The organism is Rhodospirillaceae bacterium (assembly GCA_016722635.1).
GTDB lineage: Bacteria > Pseudomonadota > Alphaproteobacteria > JAEUKQ01 > JAEUKQ01 > JAEUKQ01.
The window spans coordinates 198,674-221,582 of record JADKIX010000011.1 but is presented as its reverse complement, the minus strand read 5'-3'; the positions used below and the strand labels follow the sequence as shown (position 1 = coordinate 221,582).

The 22,909-nt window shown below is 46.1% G+C and carries 27 protein-coding genes; 6 read left to right on the top strand and 21 right to left on the bottom strand.

The genetic code is table 11. The annotated features are described in order from the left end of the window. The 8 genes from IPP67_08425 to IPP67_08390 all read right to left on the bottom strand — a co-directional run bounded on the left by IPP67_08425 (window position 1) and on the right by IPP67_08390 (window position 7,060). Window positions 1-1,554: a cytochrome ubiquinol oxidase subunit I gene (locus IPP67_08425; GenBank protein ID MBL0339164.1), complete on the bottom strand. Its 1,554-nt coding sequence runs from the start codon at window positions 1,552-1,554 to the stop codon at window positions 1-3. Further along, window positions 1,551-1,751, bottom strand: a complete 201-nt coding sequence (locus tag IPP67_08420) for a hypothetical protein (protein ID MBL0339163.1) — start codon at window positions 1,749-1,751, stop codon at window positions 1,551-1,553. Before IPP67_08420 ends, IPP67_08425 begins: the two co-directional genes overlap by 4 nt. Window positions 1,752-1,983: 232 nt before the next feature. Next, entirely contained in the window at window positions 1,984-2,187 is a 204-nt protein-coding gene (locus IPP67_08415; protein MBL0339162.1) for a cold-shock protein, read from the bottom strand. Window positions 2,188-2,456: 269 nt separating this feature from the next. Continuing rightward, on the bottom strand, window positions 2,457-3,443 hold the full coding sequence (locus IPP67_08410) for a fumarylacetoacetate hydrolase family protein (protein ID MBL0339161.1): 987 nt from the start codon (window positions 3,441-3,443) through the stop codon (window positions 2,457-2,459). 21 nt (window positions 3,444-3,464) lie between these two features. Beyond that, complete coding sequence (locus tag IPP67_08405) at window positions 3,465-4,592, bottom strand: homogentisate 1,2-dioxygenase (protein ID MBL0339160.1); 1,128 nt, start codon at window positions 4,590-4,592, stop codon at window positions 3,465-3,467. Window positions 4,593-4,687: 95 nt separating this feature from the next. Continuing rightward, window positions 4,688-5,068: a VOC family protein gene (locus IPP67_08400; GenBank protein ID MBL0339159.1), complete on the bottom strand. Its 381-nt coding sequence runs from the start codon at window positions 5,066-5,068 to the stop codon at window positions 4,688-4,690. Window positions 5,069-5,214: 146 nt separating this feature from the next. Next, window positions 5,215-6,369: a 23S rRNA (adenine(2503)-C(2))-methyltransferase RlmN gene (rlmN, locus tag IPP67_08395; protein MBL0339158.1), complete on the bottom strand. Its 1,155-nt coding sequence runs from the start codon at window positions 6,367-6,369 to the stop codon at window positions 5,215-5,217. Window positions 6,370-6,511: 142 nt separating this feature from the next. Continuing rightward, on the bottom strand, window positions 6,512-7,060 hold the full coding sequence (locus IPP67_08390) for an invasion associated locus B family protein (GenBank protein MBL0339157.1): 549 nt from the start codon (window positions 7,058-7,060) through the stop codon (window positions 6,512-6,514). Window positions 7,061-7,310: 250 nt separating this feature from the next. On the opposite strand from IPP67_08390, the gene IPP67_08385 reads away from it, so the two are divergent. Continuing rightward, on the top strand, window positions 7,311-8,321 hold the full coding sequence (locus tag IPP67_08385) for an asparaginase (GenBank protein ID MBL0339156.1): 1,011 nt from the start codon (window positions 7,311-7,313) through the stop codon (window positions 8,319-8,321). Between the two features lie 260 nt (window positions 8,322-8,581). After that, window positions 8,582-9,148 carry a methyltransferase gene (locus tag IPP67_08380; protein MBL0339155.1) on the top strand — a complete coding sequence of 189 codons (567 nt, stop codon included), beginning with the start codon at window positions 8,582-8,584 and terminating at the stop codon, window positions 9,146-9,148. Between the two features lie 50 nt (window positions 9,149-9,198). On the opposite strand, the gene IPP67_08375 is transcribed toward IPP67_08380, so the two are convergent. Further along, complete coding sequence (locus tag IPP67_08375; GenBank protein MBL0339154.1) at window positions 9,199-10,566, bottom strand: TldD/PmbA family protein; 1,368 nt, start codon at window positions 10,564-10,566, stop codon at window positions 9,199-9,201. A gap of 199 nt (window positions 10,567-10,765) precedes the next feature. On the opposite strand from IPP67_08375, the gene IPP67_08370 reads away from it, so the two are divergent. Both IPP67_08370 and IPP67_08365 read left to right on the top strand, forming a co-directional pair. Next, window positions 10,766-11,434 (top strand): pyrimidine 5'-nucleotidase, encoded by a 669-nt coding sequence (locus tag IPP67_08370; GenBank protein MBL0339153.1) that lies wholly within the window; start codon window positions 10,766-10,768, stop codon window positions 11,432-11,434. Beyond that, entirely contained in the window at window positions 11,431-11,988 is a 558-nt protein-coding gene (locus IPP67_08365) for a hypothetical protein (protein MBL0339152.1), read from the top strand. The genes IPP67_08370 and IPP67_08365 overlap by 4 nt, the downstream gene beginning before the upstream one ends. Window positions 11,989-12,040: 52 nt before the next feature. Here the strand turns inward: IPP67_08365 and IPP67_08360 are convergent, their stop codons facing one another. Beyond that, the gene (locus IPP67_08360) at window positions 12,041-13,252 is read right to left on the bottom strand and encodes a phosphoglycerate kinase (protein MBL0339151.1); all 1,212 of its coding nucleotides are present in this window, start codon (window positions 13,250-13,252) and stop codon (window positions 12,041-12,043) included. 91 nt (window positions 13,253-13,343) lie between these two features. On the opposite strand from IPP67_08360, the gene IPP67_08355 reads away from it, so the two are divergent. After that, window positions 13,344-14,144, top strand: coding sequence for an SDR family NAD(P)-dependent oxidoreductase (locus IPP67_08355; GenBank protein ID MBL0339150.1), 801 nt, complete (start codon window positions 13,344-13,346; stop codon window positions 14,142-14,144). Between the two features lie 33 nt (window positions 14,145-14,177). Here IPP67_08355 and IPP67_08350 read toward each other — a convergent pair whose 3' ends face one another. From IPP67_08350 to IPP67_08320, 7 genes are all read right to left on the bottom strand, one after another. Beyond that, window positions 14,178-14,672 (bottom strand): hypothetical protein, encoded by a 495-nt coding sequence (locus IPP67_08350; GenBank protein MBL0339149.1) that lies wholly within the window; start codon window positions 14,670-14,672, stop codon window positions 14,178-14,180. 4 nt (window positions 14,673-14,676) lie between these two features. After that, entirely contained in the window at window positions 14,677-15,159 is a 483-nt protein-coding gene (locus IPP67_08345; GenBank protein ID MBL0339148.1) for a hypothetical protein, read from the bottom strand. Window positions 15,160-15,269: 110 nt separating this feature from the next. Further along, window positions 15,270-15,497 (bottom strand): F0F1 ATP synthase subunit C, encoded by a 228-nt coding sequence (locus tag IPP67_08340; protein ID MBL0339147.1) that lies wholly within the window; start codon window positions 15,495-15,497, stop codon window positions 15,270-15,272. A 55-nt stretch (window positions 15,498-15,552) separates the two neighbouring features. After that, on the bottom strand, window positions 15,553-16,305 hold the full coding sequence (locus tag IPP67_08335) for a F0F1 ATP synthase subunit A (GenBank protein ID MBL0339146.1): 753 nt from the start codon (window positions 16,303-16,305) through the stop codon (window positions 15,553-15,555). A 55-nt stretch (window positions 16,306-16,360) separates the two neighbouring features. Beyond that, window positions 16,361-16,678, bottom strand: a complete 318-nt coding sequence (locus IPP67_08330) for an AtpZ/AtpI family protein (protein ID MBL0339145.1) — start codon at window positions 16,676-16,678, stop codon at window positions 16,361-16,363. Between the two features lie 266 nt (window positions 16,679-16,944). Further along, the gene (locus IPP67_08325) at window positions 16,945-17,625 is read right to left on the bottom strand and encodes a DsbA family protein (protein ID MBL0339144.1); all 681 of its coding nucleotides are present in this window, start codon (window positions 17,623-17,625) and stop codon (window positions 16,945-16,947) included. A 74-nt stretch (window positions 17,626-17,699) separates the two neighbouring features. Next, complete coding sequence (locus IPP67_08320; GenBank protein ID MBL0339143.1) at window positions 17,700-18,221, bottom strand: DUF721 domain-containing protein; 522 nt, start codon at window positions 18,219-18,221, stop codon at window positions 17,700-17,702. Between the two features lie 202 nt (window positions 18,222-18,423). Here IPP67_08320 and mutY point away from each other — a divergent pair, with 202 nt between their 5' ends. Continuing rightward, window positions 18,424-19,533 carry an A/G-specific adenine glycosylase gene (mutY, locus tag IPP67_08315; protein ID MBL0339142.1) on the top strand — a complete coding sequence of 370 codons (1,110 nt, stop codon included), beginning with the start codon at window positions 18,424-18,426 and terminating at the stop codon, window positions 19,531-19,533. Here the strand turns inward: mutY and IPP67_08310 are convergent, their stop codons facing one another. Genes IPP67_08310 through IPP67_08295 form a run of 4 tightly spaced genes read right to left on the bottom strand, consistent with a single transcriptional unit; the run spans window position 19,534 to window position 22,907 of the window. Then, window positions 19,534-20,175: a ribonuclease HII gene (locus IPP67_08310; protein MBL0339141.1), complete on the bottom strand. Its 642-nt coding sequence runs from the start codon at window positions 20,173-20,175 to the stop codon at window positions 19,534-19,536. It abuts the gene before it with no gap. Window positions 20,176-20,197: 22 nt separating this feature from the next. Continuing rightward, a complete protein-coding gene (locus IPP67_08305; protein ID MBL0339140.1) occupies window positions 20,198-21,268 on the bottom strand; it encodes a PA0069 family radical SAM protein in 1,071 nt (356 codons plus the stop codon). A 44-nt stretch (window positions 21,269-21,312) separates the two neighbouring features. Beyond that, window positions 21,313-22,347, bottom strand: coding sequence for a phosphotransferase (locus IPP67_08300; GenBank protein MBL0339139.1), 1,035 nt, complete (start codon window positions 22,345-22,347; stop codon window positions 21,313-21,315). A gap of 29 nt (window positions 22,348-22,376) precedes the next feature. Next, window positions 22,377-22,907 carry a molybdenum cofactor biosynthesis protein gene (locus IPP67_08295; GenBank protein MBL0339138.1) on the bottom strand — a complete coding sequence of 177 codons (531 nt, stop codon included), beginning with the start codon at window positions 22,905-22,907 and terminating at the stop codon, window positions 22,377-22,379. Between the last annotated feature and the right edge of the window lie 2 nt (window positions 22,908-22,909).

The following is a 22,909-nucleotide window of genomic DNA, read 5'->3' as shown; positions in this document are numbered from 1 at the left end:
TTAATTAGGGGTGACAGGCAAGGCGGATGGAGGTGCCAGGGTTTGATCCGGCCCCAGGCGCACATATTTAAACATCAGGAATAAATCAACCACCGCCAAGGCCGTATAAAACACGGCAAACCCAACTAAACTGATCCACACCTGGCCGCTGCTGACCGAGGACGCGCCCAGGAAAGTTGGCAGGATCCCCTCAATAATCCAGGGTTGGCGCCCATATTCCGCCACTATCCACCCAAGTTCCGATGCAATCCAAGGCAAGGGTAGGCTGCAGAAGGCCAGGCGTAAAAACCAACGACGCTGAAAATGCCGTTTGGCTGAAAGGTAAAAGGCCACTGTGAATAAGAAAATGAAAAACATCCCCAGTCCTACCATCACCCGAAACGACCAAAACATCACCAGCACATCCGGTACCAGGGTTTTGGCGGCTGTCGCAATATGATCGGGGGTGGCGGTGGTGATGTCGCTTAAAAAGCGCTGCAGCAATAAGGCATAACCCATATCTTGGCCATGTTCTTCAAAATCCTGAAGTGCCGTTTGATTACCGCGGTCTTGCTTTAAAATTTGCAGCGCACGGTAAGCAATCAGGCCTGAGGCAATGCGTTTTTCGCCATGCTGCACCAACTGGTTAATCCCGGGCAGTTCTGTATCAAAAGAGCGGGTCGTAATCAACCCCAGTATCCACGGCACTTTCACTTCAAAATGGGTTTTACCTGTGGCTTGATCCGGCCAACCGAACAGGGTGAATCCGGCAGGCGCCGCCTCCGTATCCCACATCGCCTCAATCGCCGCAATCTTCATCTTTTGATGTTCGGTTGCCACATAGCCGCTTTCATCGCCGAGCACCACAACCGATAGGGCGGATGCCAGGCCGAAACTGGCGGCTACGGTAAAGGAACGTTTGGCAAATTCGGTATGGCGTCCCTTCAGCAAATACCAGCAACTGATCGCCAATACAAAAATCGCCCCCGTCACATAACCTGCGCTGACGGTATGGACGAATTTAGCTTGTGCAACCGGATTAAAAAACACCTCGGACAACGAAGTCAATTCCATCCGCATCGTATCCATGTTAAAGGCGGCACCTACCGGATTTTGCATCCAGCCATTGGCAATCAAAATCCACAGCGCCGAAAAATTAGCGCCAATCGCCATCAGCCAAGTCGCAACTAGGTGCCCCCGTTTGGATAAACGTTTCCAACCAAAGAAAAATAAGCCAATAAAGGTAGATTCTAAGAAAAAAGCCATTAATCCTTCAACCGCCAACGGCACGCCAAAAATATCCCCCACATAGTGGGAATAGTAGGCCCAGTTGGTGCCAAACTGAAATTCCATGGTAATGCCGGTGGCAACACCCATGGCCACGTTAATGCCAAATAAAACGCCCCAGAATTTGGTCATCTGCCGCCAAATTTCCTTGCCCGTCATGACATACACGCTTTCCATGATAGCAAGTAAGATTGACAGCCCCAAAGTCAGCGGTACAAACAGAAAATGATATAGCGCGGTTAAAGCGAATTGAATCCTGGAAAGGTTGACTACTTCCATATCAATCATGGGGCACCTGCGGGGGTTAAAAGGAATTGCTGTTCAACGCGTTCCGGGCTGATCTGGGGGCGATGTTCGCCGCTAAACCACCAAAAGCGCATCACCATTAGGATAGCCATTTTTAAAACTAAAACCACCCATATTTTCCGCCACAATCGTTGCAGGGGGGAAGGGTCGGTTAAGGTATGAAGGTTATTGGGGGTCATTGGATTACCTATCACAAAACCAGCAATGGATCACCAGAATTACCGAATATTCTAGAAAATATAAAAGGATGAATGAGATAGCTGCAAGTAGAAAAAGCAAGTCGGCGGATATATTTTGCCGCAGATAATTAAACCAGGCAAAAGAAAAGCGGCCTTCCGAAAAAGACCGCCCAGTCAATAGAAGCCTGGCCAATAGAAGCCTGGCCAATCGAAGTTGGAAATGTGATGTGAATTAAAGCAATTTCAAAGTTACGGCCGACGTTTTGCCGCGGTTATTAGCTAATTCATAGGTGATTTTCTGACCTTCCGGCAAGGTGCTGATCCCGGATTGCTCTAACGCCGAAATATGCACGAAAACATCTTGCGAGTTGTCTTCGGGTTGGATGAAGCCATAACCTTTTTTGAAATTAAACCATTTAACGGTACCAATTGCCAATGAAGCCTCCTGAATTAAATAACAGTGCCCAAGACCGCAGCCATGAGATCAATTCTATCCGTTGACCGGATAAGAAAAAACGTAACAAAAACAAAGGCTCATCCTCTCAAGGATTTGCCATCACTTCTGATCAGGTTCCCTACCTTTCAAACCGGATAGACCTTGCATTGTAGGATAAAAGCTTTGCCTCCGCAAGCAAAATTCCCCTGCGGCACATCTCATCCATGCAGGTTACCCCGATGATATGCTTAAAAGCGATCTTTAGCCTGTTAAGGAGCAGGGGAATAAGCAACAATTTTTTGATCGATGGCACCGAAAATGGACTGGCCTTGCACATCATACATTTCAATCCGCACCTGGTCACCAAAACGCAAAAACGGTGTGCTTGGTTTGCCTGAAGCGATGGTTTCCAGCACTCTGCGTTCGGCAATACAGGAGGAGCCGACGCTTTGATCTTTATTGGAAACCGTGCCGGAGCCGATGATAGAACCAGCCGCCAACGATCGGGTTTTAGCCGCATGGGCAATCAGTTGGGCGAAATCAAAAGTCATATCCACACCTGCATTCGGCTTGCCAAATAAGCTGTTATTGAGGTAGCTGTAAAGAGGCAGATGCAGTTTTTTTCCGTCCCAGGCTTGGCCCAATTCATCTGGGGTCACTGCCACCGGGGAGAAAGACGAAGAAGGCTTGCTTTGAAAAAAGCCAAAATTCTTGGCAAGTTCCCCGGGGATCAAATTTCGCAGTGACATATCATTGACCAGCAGCAGTAATTGGATATGCTGCGCGGCTTTGGCAGCTTTAACCCCCATCGGCACATCATTGGTGATGACAGCCACTTCTGCCTCAAAATCAATTCCCCAATCCTCCTGGGCCAACCGGACATCTTCACAAGGACCTAAAAACGTATCCGAGCCACCCTGATACATCAAGGGGTCCGTCCAGAAGCTGGTGGGCATATCCGCGCCGCGCGCTTTGCGTACCAATTCAACATGGGTGACATAAGCCGATCCATCCGCCCATTGGAACGCCCGTGGCAAAGGTGACGCGCAGTCTTTGGCCACAAATGGTTGCGCCCCCTTCATTCGTCCTTGATTGAGTTGCTGGGACAGTCTTTGCAAGAGGGGGCTGGCCTTTTGCCAGTCATCCAACGCCTGTTGCAGGGTGGGAATCTCGGAAACAGCATATGATTGCAAATCGGTGCTGACCACGATCAATTGCCCGTCACGCCGGTGGTTTTTAAGGGTTGCCAGTTTCATGTTAATTCACTGTATGTTGCATTAAGATTTTTTCCAGCTATTCACGTAAGCCAAGTTTTCTATATCTCTAGTTGATGCGCCTGTTTCCAGGGCATCACGCGTATCGATCATCACGGCGTATTCGTCGGTTGCCGGTTTTTTCTGCACCAACATATTCTGCAAAGCCTTGGGATGTGGCCCATGCGTGAAGCCGCAGGGATGGAAGGTTATCATACCCGCTTTGATGTTATCACGGCTGAAAAAATCACCGGCATGATAAAACAGCACTTCATCATAATCATCATTATTATGGAAGAAGGGGATCTTAATGGCATCCGGTGCGCTTTCAAAGGGACGTGGTGCAAAGGTGCAAATGACAAAGCGGTTGGCTACAAAAGTGGTATGGGCGGAGGGGGGCAAATGATAGCGGTGGCTTATCAGGGGACGGATATCCGCTACATTGATCCGCACCGGTGCCAAATCACCTTTCCAACCCATCGCGTCCAAGGGGTTGAAGGGATAGGTAACGGTTGAAATCAATTGCTGCCGTTTAATCCGCACTTGCCATTTTTTTTCATCTTGCTGTGCTAGGAAAGCCTCATCAATGGCTGGTACATCCAGCATCGCCGGATCAAAGATAGCATGTGCGCCAACCAAGCCTTTTTCAGGTAACTGATAACTACTGTTGGTGGCTTCAATCAGCAATAATTTTATCCCACTGCCCTGAGGTTCCAGCCGCCACATGGTGCTGCGGGGGATCATCACATAATCGCCAGCCCGGACGCTTAAATGGCCGAAATCACAATATAATTCACCATTACCTTCGTGGATGAACAGCAACTCATCGCCATCACCATTCCGTACCAAATGGTCCATTTTTTGGGATAAATGCCAAAAACGCAGGCGCACATTGGCATTGAATAAAATATCAGGTGCTTGCCACGGGCAGGAAATTGAGCCTGATAATTTATTCAGATCAAAAGCCCTTGGGCGTAGCGGCCCTTCCCAATCAATCCAACCGGTCGGGGGGTGTTTATGATACATATGACTGGCGGGGCCGAAGAAACCTTCTTTGCCGATTTCCCGCTCATAAGAGCCTTCGGGCAAATTCGCATGGGCTTGGCGGGAGGTGGTACCGGCACGTACCGGAAAAGGGATATAATTTTTCATTGATCAACTCAGGAATGAAAGGGGTGAATATAGGGGCGGTTGCTTGACCATCATCCGCCCCTATCTTTAGGGATCAGTATAAGAATAGGTCAGGGTTATTTCTTGATCGCTTCCCATAAACCTATTGTGTTGTCCTCCGTATCTTTAATGCGGGCATAATAGCCAAAATCACCGACATTTTGTTTCGGCAGCACAACTTTACCGCCGCTTTTTGCCACTTTTTTCAAGGTTGCGTCAATCGATTTGACATCGATCACGACCAAGGGGTAAGCGGCGGTTGTATCTCTGGCCATCAGGCCGCCATTGATCTTGCCTGGTTCCTTCGGGCATCCTTTTTGGTCGCCCTCCGCCGTCATGGCCATGACATAGTCCATTCCCGGCACTTCCTGGAATTGCCAACCAAACATGGTTTGATAAAATTTCTTTGCCCGTTCTTTATTATCGAACACTACTTCAAAATGCGAGACTGAATCCATTATTTCCTCCAATTATGCCAATGATTTTTTTGAATATTGACTTAAGATTTTGACATTATAGCACCGGAGAGTGAGAGATCAAACCCAATTCGTATTAAAAATTGGAAAACTTATATTTGGATGTCATAAACATAAGGGCAGTTATATTAATGGGTAACCACAGCGGCTTGCAACGCTTGTTGAACCAGCTGTTCCCGCTTTTGGCGCACGCTATCCGATTTCAGCTGTCCGCAAGCAGCCATGATATCTTCCCCCCTGGGGGTGCGGACAGGGGAGGCATAACCGGCATCAAAAACGATGTGGCTGAAACGCTGGATGGCTTCATCGGTTGAACGTTCAAACGGCGCGCCAGGCCATGGGTTGAAAGGGATCAAATTGACCTTGGCCGGAATGCCGCGGATCAGGCGCACCAATTCCTTTGCCTCAGCTGCCGAGTCATTGACATCCTTCAGCATCACATATTCAAAGGTAATCCGCCGGGCATTGCTGAGGCTTGGATAATTCCGGCAGGCATTCAACAATTCCTTGATAGGATATTTTTTATTGATGGGGACCAAATGATCGCGCAACTCATCATTCACGGCGTGCAACGAAATGGCCAAATTCACATTCAATTCTGCTCCGCACCGTTCAATCAACGGTACAACCCCTGCGGTTGATAAGGTAATGCGCCGCCGCGATAAAGAAATGCCCTCGCCATCCATCACGATCAATAGGGCTTTGGCAACATTTTCATAATTATATAAGGGCTCGCCCATCCCCATCATGACTATATTGGATAACAAACGTCCCTCGGCGGGTGAAGGCCATTCCTGCAATTGGTCGCGAGCATTAAGGATCTGGCCGACGATCTCCGCGGTTGAAAGGTTGCGGACCAGCCGCTGCGTTCCCGTGTGGCAGAATTTACAAGTCAAGGTGCAGCCGACCTGGGATGAAACACATAAGGTGCCTCGGTCTTCCTCCGGGATGTAAACCGATTCAATTTCCTGGCCGTCCGCCATTTTCAGCAACCATTTGCGGGTGCCATCTTTTGAATCCAGGGATCTGCTGACGGCTGGTCTGCTGATAACAAAATGTTGCAGCAGAAGCGTACGCACCTCCTTGGATAGGTTGTTCATCCCGCTAAAATCGGTTAACCCTTGATGATAAATCCAATGCCATAATTGTTTGGCACGAAAAGCGGGTAAGCCAATTGCCGCAACCGCTGCAATCATTTCATCCCGGTTGAGGCCCACCAGATTCACCAACCCATCCGGTGTCCGGGCGGGGGCGAATTGAGCGGCGTGACTGGTTGTACCCATGATATATCCAATAATTAAGGGATGACGGCTTGATGGCAGCCGCTTGCTTTTCATTAACATAGGTATCTTACCATAAAAGAACAGGCCATATCAATATGGCCTGCTACGTAATGAAAAATATAATAGATAAATGTCGATCAGCTTAGCGGTTAACGTTGCAAGCTGTATTGATGGCGGCGTAGGCCTTTGAAAAACCCGTTAACGAAAAAGTATCGCGGGTTTTGGTGTTGCGTGATGAAATGCCTAAAACAGTTAAATTTTTACCTTTGCGCATATTATCCACCAAAATTTTGTCGCCAGCGGCATCTTTCACCCAGGCTTTATCATCTTGGGTAAATAAAATATGCTTAGACCCACCATCCACTTGGATGGTTACTTCACTGCTTAGTTTATAAGGGTAACCCGCAAACATCGTGACGGTATCTATGCTATTGGCCGCGGGTCGGTGAGTGATCATTAAATACACCCGGCCACGGTTGCTGTAGGTGCCTTCAATTGCCTCTGATTTGGTAGCGTCGCTGATCATAAAACAGCCAATTTTGCCATTTTCATCAAAGGAAGCTGCTTGCCAATTGTCAAATTTGCCTAAATCAGTCATCGTCGGTTTGCCTGTTGGTTGCTGCGCAACCACGGCCAAAGAAAACAAAAGAGCAGATAATCCGGCCAGTGATGCGAATCCAAATTTTTTCATAACAGATATACTCCTGGGTTATTCTATTCCTCAAGTCTCAAGGCAAGTCAGGCATCATGTTGATAAAATCAACTCATACCCAATTTAGTCCGATGAGACTAAGGTTTTCTCAAATGATAAAAAACGATAATAAGATTCCGTGGTAAAAGCAACTTGTTCGCAGTATAAATTATTTTATTTTTGCAAACCAGCGCGTTACAATAACCAACGACGCGATAAAGAAACGGAATTTTCTTATAAAGGACGCCGCATGAAAGTTGAGAAGCACAAAACCAGCCATCATCCCTTATCGATTGAAGTGACCCGAGGAGATATGGTTGAAAGCCTGCATCAGGTTGATGCGGCTGTTGTTGATTGGCAAGGTAAATGGGTGAAGGGCTGGGGTGATGTCCATAAGATGGTGTATGCGCGTTCATCCTTGAAGCCGTTGCAAGCAATCCCGTTGGTTGAAAGTGGGGCGGCTGCCCATTATGCCTTGCAGGATAAGGAAATTGCCTTGGCTTGTGCCTCGCATGAAGGGGAAGACATCCATGTGGAAACGGTGGCCAGTTGGTTGCGAAAAATCGACTGTCAGGAAAATGATCTATGTTGTGGCATTCACGCCCCTTATTATCCGGCGGCGGCCGAAAAATTGATCAGGGAAAACCGTAAACCCAGTCCAATGCACAATAATTGCTCCGGCAAACATACAGGATTTTTGTCAACTGCTCGTTTTTATCTGGAACCTTTAAAAGGGTATGTTGATTACAACCATCCCGTTCAGCAACGAATCGTGCAAGTTTTGGAGGACATGACAGGTGTTTCGCTCAAGCAAGCACCCAAAGGCATTGATGGCTGCGGTATCCCCGTTATCGGCATCCCTTTGTTTGAAACGGCTTACGCCATGGCGCGGATGGCTAATCCGGCTGGCTTGCCGCCCGCCCGCCAACAAGCCATCAAAAGGATCGTGCAAGCGATCAAAAAAAATCCCTTGATGATTGGCGGACATGGGCGTTTCTGCAGCATTTTGACTGAGCAGCTGCAAGAACGCGGTTTTGCCAAAGTGGGGGCGGAAGGGGTTTATATTGCTGTGCTACCGCAAAAGGGCTTAGGTATTGCCTTGAAAGCGGCGGATGGGGCCATCAGGGCTGCAGAAATGGCGTTGGTTAAAATTTTGCTGGATTTGCAGATTTTAAATGAGAAAGATATAGAACCGCTTGAAAAATTCATCCATCCAACCATCAAAAACCGCGCAGGCCTTAAAGTCGGTGAGATTAGGTAAGATATTATATATCAAACAAAATGGATACAAGATAACAGGTGATTAAGCCGTTGGTCTTGCAATATCAACAATTCGGTTACGATGATACAGGGATTATCCAAGACATATCAACCTTCGCCAAGCCATTAGAATTTTAGAGGGTTCCAAAGCTTACGCTAGACATTTTGGCAAAGGGCGCTATGGTAAGAAAAATTGGTTCCGATCAATTATTTTTTAAATTATTTTTAGGGTTGTTGGCCCTAACTACAGGAATAGAATAGATGTTTAGAAAATCCGGTCTTTTTTTTAGGCACTGGTTAAAGACACCGAAAAGCGTCGGCGCCATTGTTCCCAGCAGCGACGCGTTGGCGGCCGCCATGGCGCGCGGCGTTCCTAAAAGAGACGGTTATGTAATTGAATTAGGCGGTGGGACAGGGGTTATCACGCAAGGGTTATTAAACAGTGGCATTAAACCAGAAAAATTAATTGTAGTGGAACGTGATCCCTTATTTCACGATTTGCTGGTTAAGCGTTTTCCAAAACTCAACATCATCAAAGGAAATGCCACGGATTTGCAAAGCTTAGTCCGTCCTTTAGGGGTTAATGAGGCGATTGCAATTATTTCCGGACTGCCGTTGATTGGTATGCCGAAACCCGTTCAGCACCAAATCATGAATGAATCGAAGGCGTTGATGGGCGCCGAATCGCCGTTTATCCAATTCACCTACAGTCTTTTCTGCCCGCTGGACCGCGAGGGTTTCAAAATCCACGGCCGCCGCTTAGAGCGGGTTTTCAACAACATTCCGCCAGCATCGGTATGGGCTTATTATAAAAATCCGAGCGCCTAAGGCAATTACCAGGTTCTATCAGCTGCCTAGCATGAAAGCGCCTGGTTTTTTTAACTTCCGGCAACCATTAAACTGTCAACTAGCAGGGTCGGTGAGTTGACGCGGTAAGTAAAGCTTAAATCATTGGCGACGATAAGATTACGGAAGATTTCCTGCAAATTGCCAGCGATGGTCAATTCACTAACGGGATAGGCAATAGATCCGTTTTCAATCCAAAAACCAGTTGCACCCCTACTGTAATCGCCCGTGATCAAATTAACGCCGTCACCGATTAATTCCGTCACATATAACCCGCTTTTTATGCCTTTAATCAGGCTTTCCGGGGTTACGGTTCCAGCTTCCAGATAAAAGTTGCTGATACCCGCGCTAGGCAGGGAAGAGGGGCCGCGCACCGCGTGGCCGTTGGGCATCATTTTTAATTGCCGTGCCGAACGTAGATCCAGGAGCCAATCTGTCAGCACCCCTTTGTCAATCATCGCTTGGGGTTTGCAGGGCAATCCTTCCGCATCAAACGGACGGGAGGCCAAGCCTTTTTCCAGCAACGGGTGATCCATGACCGTAACCGAGCTTGGGAAAATCTGCTGATGCAACTGGTTTTTTAAAAAACTGGTGCCGCGTGCAACGGAAGCGCCATGAATGGCTGCGGCCAAATGTCCTAGAAAGCTGTTGGCGATTCGAGGGTGAAAAATCACTGGCATTTTGCCGGAATTGATCCGTTGTGGATTTAAGCGGCGAACCGCCTGTTCTGCCCCTTTTTGTCCGATACCTGCAGGATCTTTTAAATCTTTGCCAAAAACAGTGGAGCTAAAATCATAATCTCGCTCCATCCCCTGATCGCTTTTGGCGATGACGGCAACACTTAAAGAATGGCGGGTATTGCTGTAGGATTGCTGAAACCCGTTGCTGGCAGCAAAGTGGGTGTTGGATTTGACCCAAGCACTTTCGGCCCCTTCGGAATTATTAATTCCCTGAACAGACAAAGCCGCTTCTTCACAAATTTGGGCGCGCTCCTGAAGCTTGGAAATATCCGGCTCGACCGGGTCAGCCATCAACAAATTGGGTATTTTGGTAATCAACTGGGTGCTTTCGGCAAGCCCGCAATACGGATCTTCGGGTACCAGGTCAACCATGGCTAATCCTTGGTCAATTAGTTTTTTGATGTTAGGGGTCGATATATCTGAAGTTGAAACGATCACCTGGCGCTTACCCTTAAACAAGCGGATCCCCAAATCCATAGCTTCGGCGCGTTCCAGTTTTTCCAGCTTATTCATTCTTTGGCTGTACTGGATGGCGGTTGCCTCCACCAGCAAAAGATCCATATGATCAGCCCCTGATTTTTTACCGTATTCCAAAGCTTCCGATAAAATATTGGGAAAAGACGGGGAGGGAAGATCAGTTTTTTTCGGTAATTTTGTCATGAAATAAAGCCAATTAAAAGAGAGGTGAATAAAAGTTGTCCGGCGATATCCTTGTCTCTAAGATATAACAGATAAATTGGTAGATAGGTTACCATAGTTGACGTCATAAAAGATATATAAGAAGAGACAGTGATGTTTTCTAGGAAAGCCACCCTATTTTATTATCGGTAACAACCTAATTTTCATGTATAAGGTAAAAATGAGTTGGCAAAAAATGAAGTGTTGGATTTTTGACTTGGATAATACGTTATATCCTGCAAATTTGCAGGTTATGCCAAGCATTGCTGGCCGCATCCAAGAGTTTATCAGCCAGCATTTACAAGTGCCTATCGATGAAGCTGTAAAGCTGCAGGATCATTACCGGCAGCAATATGGCACGTCGTTGCGAGGCTTGATGTTGCACCAGAACGTATCCCCCCAGGATTTCTTGGACTATGTGCACCGGGTTGATTTATCGGAACTTGATCCCACCCCCTCCTTACATAAAATTTTGCAGCAATTGCCAGGCCCCAAATATGTTTTTACCAATAGTTCCGCACAACATGCCCAAGATGTTTTAGGAAAGTTAGCAATTGCGGATTGTTTCCAAGGGGTTTTTGATGTGAAACAAGCCAATTTTATCCCCAAACCCCACCCGGAAGCCTATCAAATTTTTCTGAATAAATATAACATTCCCAGTCATCAATCAGTTTTTTTCGAAGATACGGCAATTAACTTGCAACCAGCCGCGGGTCACGGTATGAAAACAGTTCTGATCACTGCGTCCAAAGCGAAGGATAAGATGCCTATCCCCTATGTCCATCATTACATGCCGGATCTAGTGGACGGGTTGCAGGGAATCTTAGAAATGATATCAGGAAAAAAATGAAAAATTATTTAAAGGGATTGCTTTTAATGCTGCAGGGGCGGGCAGAAGGAACGGTGTTTTTTCCGCAAAACTTGATGGCTGCAAAACATTCTTTCCTTTTAGCCTTGTGGCTGATGCCGCTATACATTTATATGATGTACCGGTTGCAGATAGAGGACGGTGCTGTTATCCCTGAGCTTGTTCCCTTTCTGATTATCCAGGCCAGTGTCTATACCCTTTATTGGGTTTTATACCCGCTGGTTGTGTATTATTTGGCAAGATATTTAGATCGCCCAGCCGCTTATCCATCCTATATCATTATGTATAATTGGGTAAAAGCCACACAGATAATATTGCTTTCCTTGTTATGGGCAGTTGGCGAAACCGGTTGGGTGAATGAATCCACTTTTATGGTGTTAAACACTGCCCTAATGGTTATCCTAGTGGTAGCAGAATGGAATATCATCCGTTTTGGCTTGCGGCTGGGCGGCCTCATGCCACTAAATTTCCTGTTCTTAGAGGGTATCATCGGCCTATTAATTGCCGCAGTGGCCGAATCATTGCTACCTAAATAAAAACAGCCGTAACCAATGCTGAATGAGTGTTTCCAACAGGGAAGAGTGGTGCCTATAAATGTTTGGGGTTTAGTAACGCCTGGATCCCTGGCAAGGTTTTGCCTTCCAGCCACTCCAGAAAAGCACCCCCAGCGCTGGACACATAAGATAATTTTTCTTCAACACCTGCTTGAATAAGGGCTGAAACTGTATCACCGCCCCCGGCAACGCTAACCAGTTTTTTCTGTTGGGTGGCGCTTGCGATCATAGCAGCCACTTTCTTGGTTCCCTGATCAAAAGGGGGAATTTCAAAAGCCCCTAAAGGCCCATTCCAAACCACACTTTTACTGTTTTTTAGGGTATCGTTAATCAATTGGACGGTTTTAGGGCCGATATCCAATATCATATCTTTAACACCTATCTCTTTCAATGAGACCGTGCGGCTGGCCACATTCGCTTGCAACGCTTCTGCCACCACGGCATCTACCGGCAATATCAGTGATTTTTTCGATTTCTTGGCAAGTTCGGTGATGTGGGCGGCGGTTGCCACCATATTGGCTTCTGTTAAAGACTTACCCACCTGGCACCCTTGTGCCTGCAGGAAGGTGTTGGCCATCGCCCCGCCAATTACCAAATGATCAACTTTTGATAATAAGTTTTGTAATAAGTCCAATTTGGTTGATATTTTAGCACCTCCGACAATAGCTGTCAGCGGTCGTTTAGGGGTGGACAGGATATGGTCTAAAGCGGCTACTTCCTCGGCCATCAATAAACCTGCGAAAGACGGCAGGAAGTGGGTGATTTTATCAATTGAGGCATGCGCCCGGTGGGAACAGGAGAAAGCATCGTTCACGTAAAAATCGCCCCCTTGGGAAAGTTTTTGGGCAAAAACGGAATCATTTTGTTCCTCACCCGCATGGAACCTTAGATTTTCGAGCAATAAAATTTGGCCATTCTGTAACTGGCGAATTTTATCTTGGGCGGTGTTCCCCACACAATCTTCGGCAAAAAAAACTTTGTAACCAGCCAAAGCTTTTTCAAGTGTCGGTAAAATTTGCCGCAAGGAATAAGCAGGGATGACCTTACCATCCGGCCGTCCTAAATGGGACAGGACGATAACTTTAGCTTTTTGATCGGCCAATTTTTTTAGCGTAGCGCATGCCCGGGTGATTCGGGTAGGATCGGTCACTTGGCCATTGTGTAAAGGCACGTTAAAATCAGTGCGCACCAGAATTTTCTTGCCCGTAATTTCTGTCAATTCCTTGATTGTTGGTATTTTTTGCATAGGATCCCCTCTTGCGCTAGAAATGGCCGTCACTCATATTAGGAATTTATATATAACATGTTATTGTTATTTTGGTATGGGAAAATTGATCATGAAACGGTATCGTTCGGTTTTAATTACCGGTGCAAACGGTGGGATTGGTTCCGCTTTTGCCCGTTTGTTGGCGCCTTTCATGGAGAGCATGCTGATTACGGGTCGTAACTTACAAGCGTTGCAAAAACTGGCTGAGGAAATCAAATCACCGGCATCCAACAACATACATATAAAGATAGCAGATTTAACCAAGCAAGAAGATGTCAACCAATTGGCTGTTTTGGCTGGCGAGAAGAAAATTGACTTGTTCATCAATAATGCGGGCTTTGGCCACTTTAATCATTTTTTGGCGACTTCTACGAAGGAAACAATTGATATGCTGCAAGTCAACGTGCTGGCAGCCACGCAATTGTTACACGTATTATTGCCGGGTATGATTGAACGGGCAACGGCAGGGAAGCGGGCAGGGGTCATTTGCGTAGCCAGTATGGCGGCCTTCATGCCTCTGCCTTATTTTTCAGCGTATGCGGCCAGCAAAAATTATTTACATGCCTTAGTTTTAGGCTTGCAGCAGGAACTGTGCCAACAACCGATTGATCTGTTGTCTTTATGTCCGGGATTAGTTGAAACGGCCTTTATCGCTAAAGCCAACATGCCTCGGAAGTTATTAAAGCGGGCAGCCAATCCCCAGGTTATCGCGCAAACGGCGATGCAAAAATTGGGAAAACGCCATCAATATACTTATGGATTTGGTAATCAAGTGGCCATAATGGCGGGTCATCTTCTCCCGTCCAAAATGAAGCGCAAGCTTCTCTATTATTATTGTAAAAAATGGCTGTTACCTAAAAATTCCGTATAAAAAAGAGAAAAACGGGCGGCAGAAAACAAGGGGTTATGCCACGTTGATTTTCGCTTTAACCTCTTTTAAAGACCGTTCAAAAAAGATGGCAGACAGTTCTTTATTGTTTTTTTCAAGCAACAAAGACCTGATGATTTGGGTGGCCAAAACACCAATTTCCGCTTGCATTTCCTGCAGTAACTGCTGCTGGCTTTGCTCAATTTTGGACACGGCATCTTGCCCACGCCGCTCTAAGGTCAGTTCTAAATTCTTTAAAGATTGTTCCTGGAGCAATGTTGCCTCGGTTTGCGCCTGGAGCAGCAATTCGCGTGCTTCCTGCTCTGCTTGGCCAAATTTCTCTTGGTATTCTTTCAAGATTTTTTCTGCCTGCATACGCAATTCTTTGGATTCTGCTATATTGGACGTAATCTTGGCAATCCGTTGATCCAGCATAGCGGCGATCATTTTATATAAGCGTTTGCCAAGCAGGGAAACAAACAGAAGAAAAGAAACGCCAACCCAAAGGGCTGGATCAGAAAAAATTTCCATTATATCATCCCTTCACGCGTTTATAATGGGCAGCAATTTCTTGATCACTAACCGGCAAATCAGCCAACCGCTGCAAAATTTCCTTCACTGCCTCAGGTACTAGCGTGGCAATATCCCCATGCAAACGAGCTCGTAAATTGGCAATGCGGGCTTCCGCATCTTGAATTGTTTTGCTTAATTGACGGTTCATAACCTGTTCCCGTTCCCCTAATTCCTTTTTGAGTGATAGGGCGGTTTGCTGCAATTGTTCATGGGCTTTTTGCCGTGCTTGGGCAATCAATTGCTGATAATGCTTTTGCATCTTTTCCGCGTCCGTCCGCATGGATTGTGCTGCGTCCAACTGGTCTTGGATTAATTTCTGTCTTTTATCTAACGTTGCCGAAACTTTAGGTAAGGTTAGGCGTGACATCAACAGATAGAAGAGCGCAAAAATAATAAAAAGCCAAAATATCTGTGGCAGAAAATCAGCAACAACGAGCTGTGGCATTCGATCACATCCCTTGTAAAGGCCAACCGGCTGTCAACAAGAATTGATCCCTAAATGTGGGAACAACCCTTAACAAAGGTTGGCCATATTCCATTTAATAGGCAAAAACCTTAAACAGCGAACAGCAATAACAAGGCAATGAGCAAAGCAAACAATGCGACTGCTTCGGTTAAGGCAAAGCTGATCAGCAAGGCGCCAAAAACTTTCGGGGCAGCGGCTGGATTACGTAAGGCACCTGATAAATAGCTGGCAAACAAATTACCCAAACCGATACCTACGCCCCAAAGGGCTAAAGTTGCAATACCCACTGCAATGTATTTTGCGGCTAACGGATCCATCGATAATATTCCTTTCGTAGATTATAAAGTTATATCAAGCTAAAAATATCAGCAATTATTCATGGTGCAGATTAATGGCATCATTCAAATAAATGCAAGTCAAAACTGTAAAAACATAAGCCTGTAAAAATGCAATTAATAGTTCAAGACCAGTCAAGGCGGTCAAGAATAACAGAGGAGCCCACCCGCCCACTATCCCTAAACTAATCACAAATCCGGCAATGACCTTAAGCATGGTATGGCCAGCCATCATATTGACAAAAAGACGCAAAGATAAACTGATGGGCCTAGTAAAATAAGATAAAACTTCAATCGGGATGATCAACGGCAACAGCCAAGCAGGCATCCCTTGCGGCACAAACAAAGAAAGGAAATGAAACCCGTGACGGATAAAACCGACAATTGTTACCATCAAGAAAATGGCAAATGCTAAGCTAAACGTTACAATAATATGGCTGGTTGGGGTAAAAGAAAACGGCAACATGCCCGTCAAATTGCAAAACAAGATAAAAAAGAAAAGGCTAAAAACCAAGGGGAAAAAATTCAATCCCTGTTTGCCAACGTTATCGCGCAACAAATTGGCAATAAACTCATAAGCCATTTCCACAAACGCCTGCCAACGGCTAGGAATTAAGGATTTCCTGGAGGCGCCCACGGTGATGAAAACAGTGGCCAGGGCCACAGCTACCAGCATCCATAGGGCAGAATTGGTTAAAGATAGGTCAAAATCCCCCATTTTGATCGGAATAATCCGATCGATTTTAAATTGTTCTAAAGGGCTATGGCCATGTTCAATTTCGGTCGCCATGATTATCTTCCTACCATTAATGACAACAACGGGCTACGATCTAAAGAGATGCCTGTCATTCGTTTGTTTCCATTTGTTTTTGCGTTTTTTTTATCAATCTTGCAATATTTAAAGCAGCAGCTCCAATCCCCATCAACAATAAAATAATTATAAATACCGGCTTTGTCCCCGCCCAACGGTCGATCAACCAACCCAACACGGTACTTCCAGCCAAAGATGCGATCAGTTCAATAGCCATGCGGATAGCTAAGCTGAATTGCCGCATAGATTTGCGGCGCAATTGTTCCGCCTCCCTATTGCTTTCGTCATCGGCATTTGTTTCTTTCCTTAATTCCGCCAATTTCTGATCAAATTTTTTAAGATCGGGTGACAAGGGGGAACCATACCTTCTACAAGAATTTATGCAATAACGTCCACAGAGCAGTCTAGCGCTCGAAAAATAAGGGCAACGCGCTCATCTGTCAAGTCTGCCGAAGAATAATTTGAGGAGGATGGGGTAAAGTCTATCTGTCATGGATGACGCGGTAACATCCAAAACCAAGCAAAAGGGAAAACAGGCCCCTAGGCAATACCAGGAGGAGTTAAAGAAAAACAGCCATCTGATTTATCCAGGTAGTTTCAGACGGCTGCAGGTGGTAATTAGTTGGTTAGAGAATTTAAATATTTCTGCAAATCTTCATATCCACGTATATTTTTTTGCAGTTGGCCATTCACGATAATACTTGGGGTGCTTTGGATCTGATAGACGTTGACCGCTTCCTTATACAAGCGAATGACACGATCAATCAGGGTTTGGTTATTATAGCATTGTTGTAACTGCTCAGCGTTCAGGCCAACAGTTTTGGCAAAACTCTCTAAGGCAGTGGCAGGGTTTTCGGCAGTGACCCAAGCCTTTTGATTACCGTATAACTGGTCAATAATGCCAAAATAACGCTCTCGCGGGGCACATTGGGCGATCAGGGCTGCTTGGTAGGCATATTGATCAAGCGGAAAATCCCGGTAAACATATAAAATTTTACCGGTATCAATAAAATCTTTTTTGAGTGATGGGAAAATATTTGTGTTAAAATTAGCGCAATGCGGACAGGTTAAGGACGCATATTCAATCACAACGATCTTCGCGTCGGGATTGCCTAAATAATAATCATCTTTGTAAACCTGGGCCGCTGGGGCATTGGGCAACACCCATGCCTCTCCCTCCGCTGGGGTTGCCGCGGGTTGCTGCGCATAGCTTGGGACTTGCGCTCCCACCACCAACAAACCAGCCAAACTAAAGAATCGACTAACCTGCTTTAATGTATTTTTCAACAAATGAACCATGTGGTGCTAAACCTCCTCTGCCTCAATTTTACCCTAATTTGTTCTGGCATTATACCTGGAAAAGACCAGAAACATCAATCAATTTTTTGTTTATTATCTTTAGGATCCTGATCCTTGCTCTTATGCGAACCCACGGGATCGATGTAGGCTGCCAGGCGCAACAGATTCTGCTGCAATTCTTCATCCGCAATCTCCGCAATTTTTAGTTGCCATTCTTCCTGGATAGGGAAGTGGGGAGCGGCGGACAAAGGATTGGTTGGCTGTGTCTTGATAATATCCCTAGGCAAGGGATGGAAACGGATGTTGGCAATTGCTTCATATCCAAGAAAACGGTTGACTTTCTCACGTAAAATCGTGACTTGATGCTGCAGTTCCGTGGCATAGGCATGCAACACCCCTAAATGCAGATTGCCTTGCCTGTTTTCAGGGGTGGGATAGGAGATTTGGATGGGTAAGCACTGGCTTGATAAATGGGTGCCGACGACTTCTTCCCAATTGCTTAAAAGGCGCCGTTCGGTAAAGCCACGTTTGGCAAGCATTGGGTCAATTAACCGTTGAATGAATTGCTGCAGTTTTTTTTGTTCTGAAATTCTCATGAGCGAAAATTTAAACCTTTCAAGATCAGCAGGAAAACGGAATCAGGGATATAAACGAGGCGTTCAAAGCCAGTTATTTTCCAAATAGAGCCAAATTGTTGGCGTAAGTAATTATTATTACAGACTTTCTAGGATTATAGCCATTGAAATGGGCTTTTCCAATAGCTATTATTCCCATTAAATCAAGTATAGAAAGTCACTGATGATCAGGCCACGCAATTCTTCAATCCAATTGTCAAATGCACAAGTTGTTCCAGCAAAACTATTGGCGTGGTTTGAACGGCATGGGCGGACATTGCCGTGGCGGAATCCCGAAATTTCTGACCCTTACCGTACTTGGTTAAGTGAGGTCATGTTGCAGCAGACAACGGTGGCAACCGTCAAAAAATATTTTATCGATTTTACTGAGCGGTGGCCAACCGTTGATGATTTAGCGAAGGCCAATATAAACGAGGTATTTCATGCCTGGCAGGGGCTTGGATATTATGCGCGTGCTCGGCATTTACATGCTTGCGCTAATAAAATAGTGGGCGATTATCAAGGGCGGTTCCCAAGCAATGAAATAGAATTACGTACATTACCAGGGATTGGACCTTATACGGCAGCGGCGATTGCCAGCATTGCCTTTAACCAACCAGCGGCGGCGGTTGACACCAATATTGAAAGGGTTGTCGCCCGCTTAGAGGGTATTCGGGAAAGCGGCCACAAACTTCGACGGTCGGTCCAGGCTTTGATGGGCCGGATGGTGCCCGACCATCGACCGGGTGATTATGTTCAGGCCATGATGGATTTAGGTTCTGCTATCTGCACACCTAAACAGCCACTTTGTGTGGATTGCCCGTTATCTGCCAATTGCTTTGCTTATCTGAACAACCAAACGGATCAATTGCCGATGAAGCCTGTAAAATCCGTTAAACCTAAGCGTTATGGGGTGATATTTTGGCTGGAAAACAAAGAAAATAACGCGGTATTTTTACGTCAACGCCCGTTAAAAGGGTTATTAGCGGGCATGATTGAAATCCCTTCAACCCCATGGCGGGAGAAAGATTGGCGCGGCGCGGCAATAGGGGAATATGCCCCCCATCCCATCAAATGGCGTGATCACAGCGGATTGGTTAAGCATAGTTTTACCCATTTTGACTTGGAACTGCATATGGTCACGGCACGAATATCCCAATCAACGGTCATTGACCCTAAAGCCGGTTTTTGGTGTTTGCCTGCGGAATTTGCCAAACAGGCTTTTCCTACCTTGATGAAAAAAGTGATTAAAGCCATTAACCCCAGTTTATTGCAACTGCCAGCAACCAAGTGATTAGTTTGTATGTTGCAACCTGCCAAGCGCTGATGGATGATTCTCTAACAATTGTCGCACCGGGCGAAAACTGCGGCGGTGATGGATAGTTATTCCATGAGTTTGCATCGCCAGGTGGTGGTGGCTAGTCCCATATCCAGCATTTTTTTGCCAGCCATATACCGGAAAGTGACACGACAATGCTTGCATGATCCGGTCACGCGTCACTTTGGCAATAATAGAAGCGGCGGCAATGCTATAGCTTTTACTATCACCTTGGATAATTAGTTGGGTGGGGATGGCAAAGTTTTTTGTTTGGTTGCCGTCAATCAGCAAAGTTTGCGGCGAGACTGGTAAATCATCAATGGCCCGCTGCATGGCCAGAAAAGTGGCCTGCAAGATATTTATTTGGTCAATTTCTTCAACACTGGCAAGGCCTACCCCGACTTTCCCCCATTGCATGATTTCAGGGAAAAGCTGTTCCCGTTTTTTGGCGGACAGTTTTTTAGAATCATCCAACTCATCCAAAAGCATTGGATTTAGGGACTGTCTTGGAAAAATAACGGCCGCGGCTACCACAGGCCCTGCCCAAGGGCCGCGCCCGGCTTCATCAATGCCTGCCACCAATCCTGAATATTGTTGTTCATAAAAAAAATCAGGCATCATTTCCATTTCCGTTGTTTTATTAAATCAGCGGCAGTTGACAAGGACCTGGAACCCGAAAAAGATCCGTTCGTTGTTTAAGCACTTTCTGGTTTAATCCAACCCGCTCTATAGCCAAGCGGAAGCGTTGTCCGATCAATTGGGCATAGACCCCTTGGCCAGTCATCCGCTGGCTAAAATCACTGTTGTTCAGATTACCCTTGCGGGTTTCGCGAATCAAGGAAAGTATTTTTGCCTGACGGTCAGGATAATGCTGGCTTAACCATTCTTGGAATAAATCCTTAATTTCATAAGGCAGCCGCAATAAATTATAACCGGCATATGTAGCACCTGATTCGGCAATTACTTGCGTGATTTGGTCGAGCTCCGAATCATTCAGGCCGGGAATGATAGGGGCAATCAGAACCCCTACGGGGATTCGCTGGGCTGATAATTGTTGAAGCGCAAATAACCGTTTTCTGGGTTGTGCCGCCCTGGGCTCCATCAGTCGCGCCAAGGTGGCGTCTAAAGTACCTATGGATAGAAAAATCCGCAACAAATCATGGGTTGCTAGCTCCTTGAGAATATCGAGATCGCGTAGCAGCAAAGCGGATTTGGTGATAATCGTGACCGGATGTTGGAATTCCAAAAGGACCGAGAGGATTTGACGGGTGATTTGGTATTTTTTTTCAATGGGTTGATAAGGATCGGTGTTAGACCCCAATATCAAGGGGGCTGGGCGATAAGAGGGGCGAGATAATTCCTGCCGTAACAGGGCAGCGGCATCTAATTTAGCGTATAATTTTGTTTCAAAATCAATCCCTGGCGACAATCCCAACCAAGCGTGACTGGGCCGGGCATAACAATAAATGCACCCATGTTCGCAACCCCGGTAAGGGTTAACCGAGCGATCGAATGGAATATCAGGTGAATCATTATAACTAATAACGCTTTTACTAGCGTCGGGGTAAACACTGGTTGCAACAGGCGCAGGCTCAGGATCCGACGTTTCCCAACCGTCTTGGGATTTTTCATAGGTAAAACGTTCAAAACGCCCGCTATGGTTACTGACCGCGCCCCGACCTTTTATTTTTGATATGTTTAAAGTATCCATCTCCGCCTGCCCATGGAAATAAAAAAGAACATAGAGTGAACATATCAGGTTATATACAAATTGGCAAGACCATTAATCAACCTATGATTTTGCAACTGCTGCTGCATTTTTATAAACACTTCTGCTTCAAACCACATCCTTAAACGTTGCTGCACCGCTTGTTGGAAAATGCAGATGGCCGGGTCAGGGGAAAATGAAATAGTAGCCAGCCAATCCCAAGCCCAAGAAAGCGTCCGTATCCAGATAAGACGGCGGACGGGTAATAGAAGTTTTTGGATTCCCTCATAATGGGAAGGCGGAAAATGTGAAAAATAAAATCGGTGAAAATGGAGGATATCATCCAGGGACAACAAAGCGGTTAAGGAAGGATGCCAGGACAAAGAAGTCATCAAGCTTGCATGCGCCAAATCGATGGCAGGATGACCGATGATGATTTTTTCAAGATCGACAAACCAGGCTTTTCCCCAATGATCCACCAGGAAATTAGCAGGGTGGCAATCATATAGATTGAAGCATCGCTGGTATTTGTTTAACGGCGCCGATACACAAAATGATTGCGCCCATTTGATTTCCTCAAGGATTTGTTGCTTGATGATGGGGGAAAGCGATATCTGATCCAGGGATGAGAATCGTTTAGTAATTGTTTGGCCGATTGCCGCCCATATGTTTTCTGGGGCAGGGATGGTGGGTGGTAATGGGTTGACAGGCAACTGATGGATTGCGGCCAAACAAGCGGCAATTCCTTGCCAATCGGTAAATTGGCTAGGGATGCGCCCGGTAATCTCTTGGATCAGTAATCCTCCATGTGGCCAAGCCACACTGGGTTGGACCATTGTGTGTAAGGTGGGTGTGTGGCCGCTAGGCAAAAGTGCAGCGTAACATTCCTGTTGATACTCCAAATATTGGCGGCTATCCCGAAAGCCTGATGGGACTGTCACCGGAACCCGCCAAATTAGTTTTTGTCTGTTAATCTTGCTTCCCACCCGCCAATGTTGATGGGTTACCCCTTGGGCGGGCATTTTTTCCATTAGGGAAAAAGATGACAAAGGGGAGGGAGGAGGAATGTTGGTATTTGCCATTTGATCACACCGGATAAATGCCCGGAAAGCTATTTTTTCGGGGATGGTCGCAATTTATCTTCTTGTAACCTTGGCATTAATTGCACCAGGTTGCAAGGCCGACATTGATCATTCAATTGATGTTTTAAAATAAATTCCCAGGCATCTTGGCAGGCGCTTGGGGAACCTGGTAAAGCAAACAGGTACTTGCCTTGAGCCACCCCGCCCGTTGCCCGTGATTGTAAAGCGGATGTACCAATTTTTTGATAACTAAGCCAGCGGAACATCTCGCCAAAACCGTCGATTTCCTTTTCATAAACGGCACGGAAAGCTTCTGGGGTGACATCCCGACCAGTCAAACCGGTACCTCCCGTTGCAATAATGACATCAATCCATTTGGATGAAAGCCATTTTAGGAGTGTTTCTTGAATCAAGTGCTGATCGTCTGGGATGATTTGGCGTTCGATCACTTGGTGGCCATCACGGACGATTAATTCCGCCAACTTAGCGCCGGATTTATCGTCATGGATGGTGCGCGTATCAGAGACGGTCAATATGGCAATGGCAATCGAGGCGCCCAAAT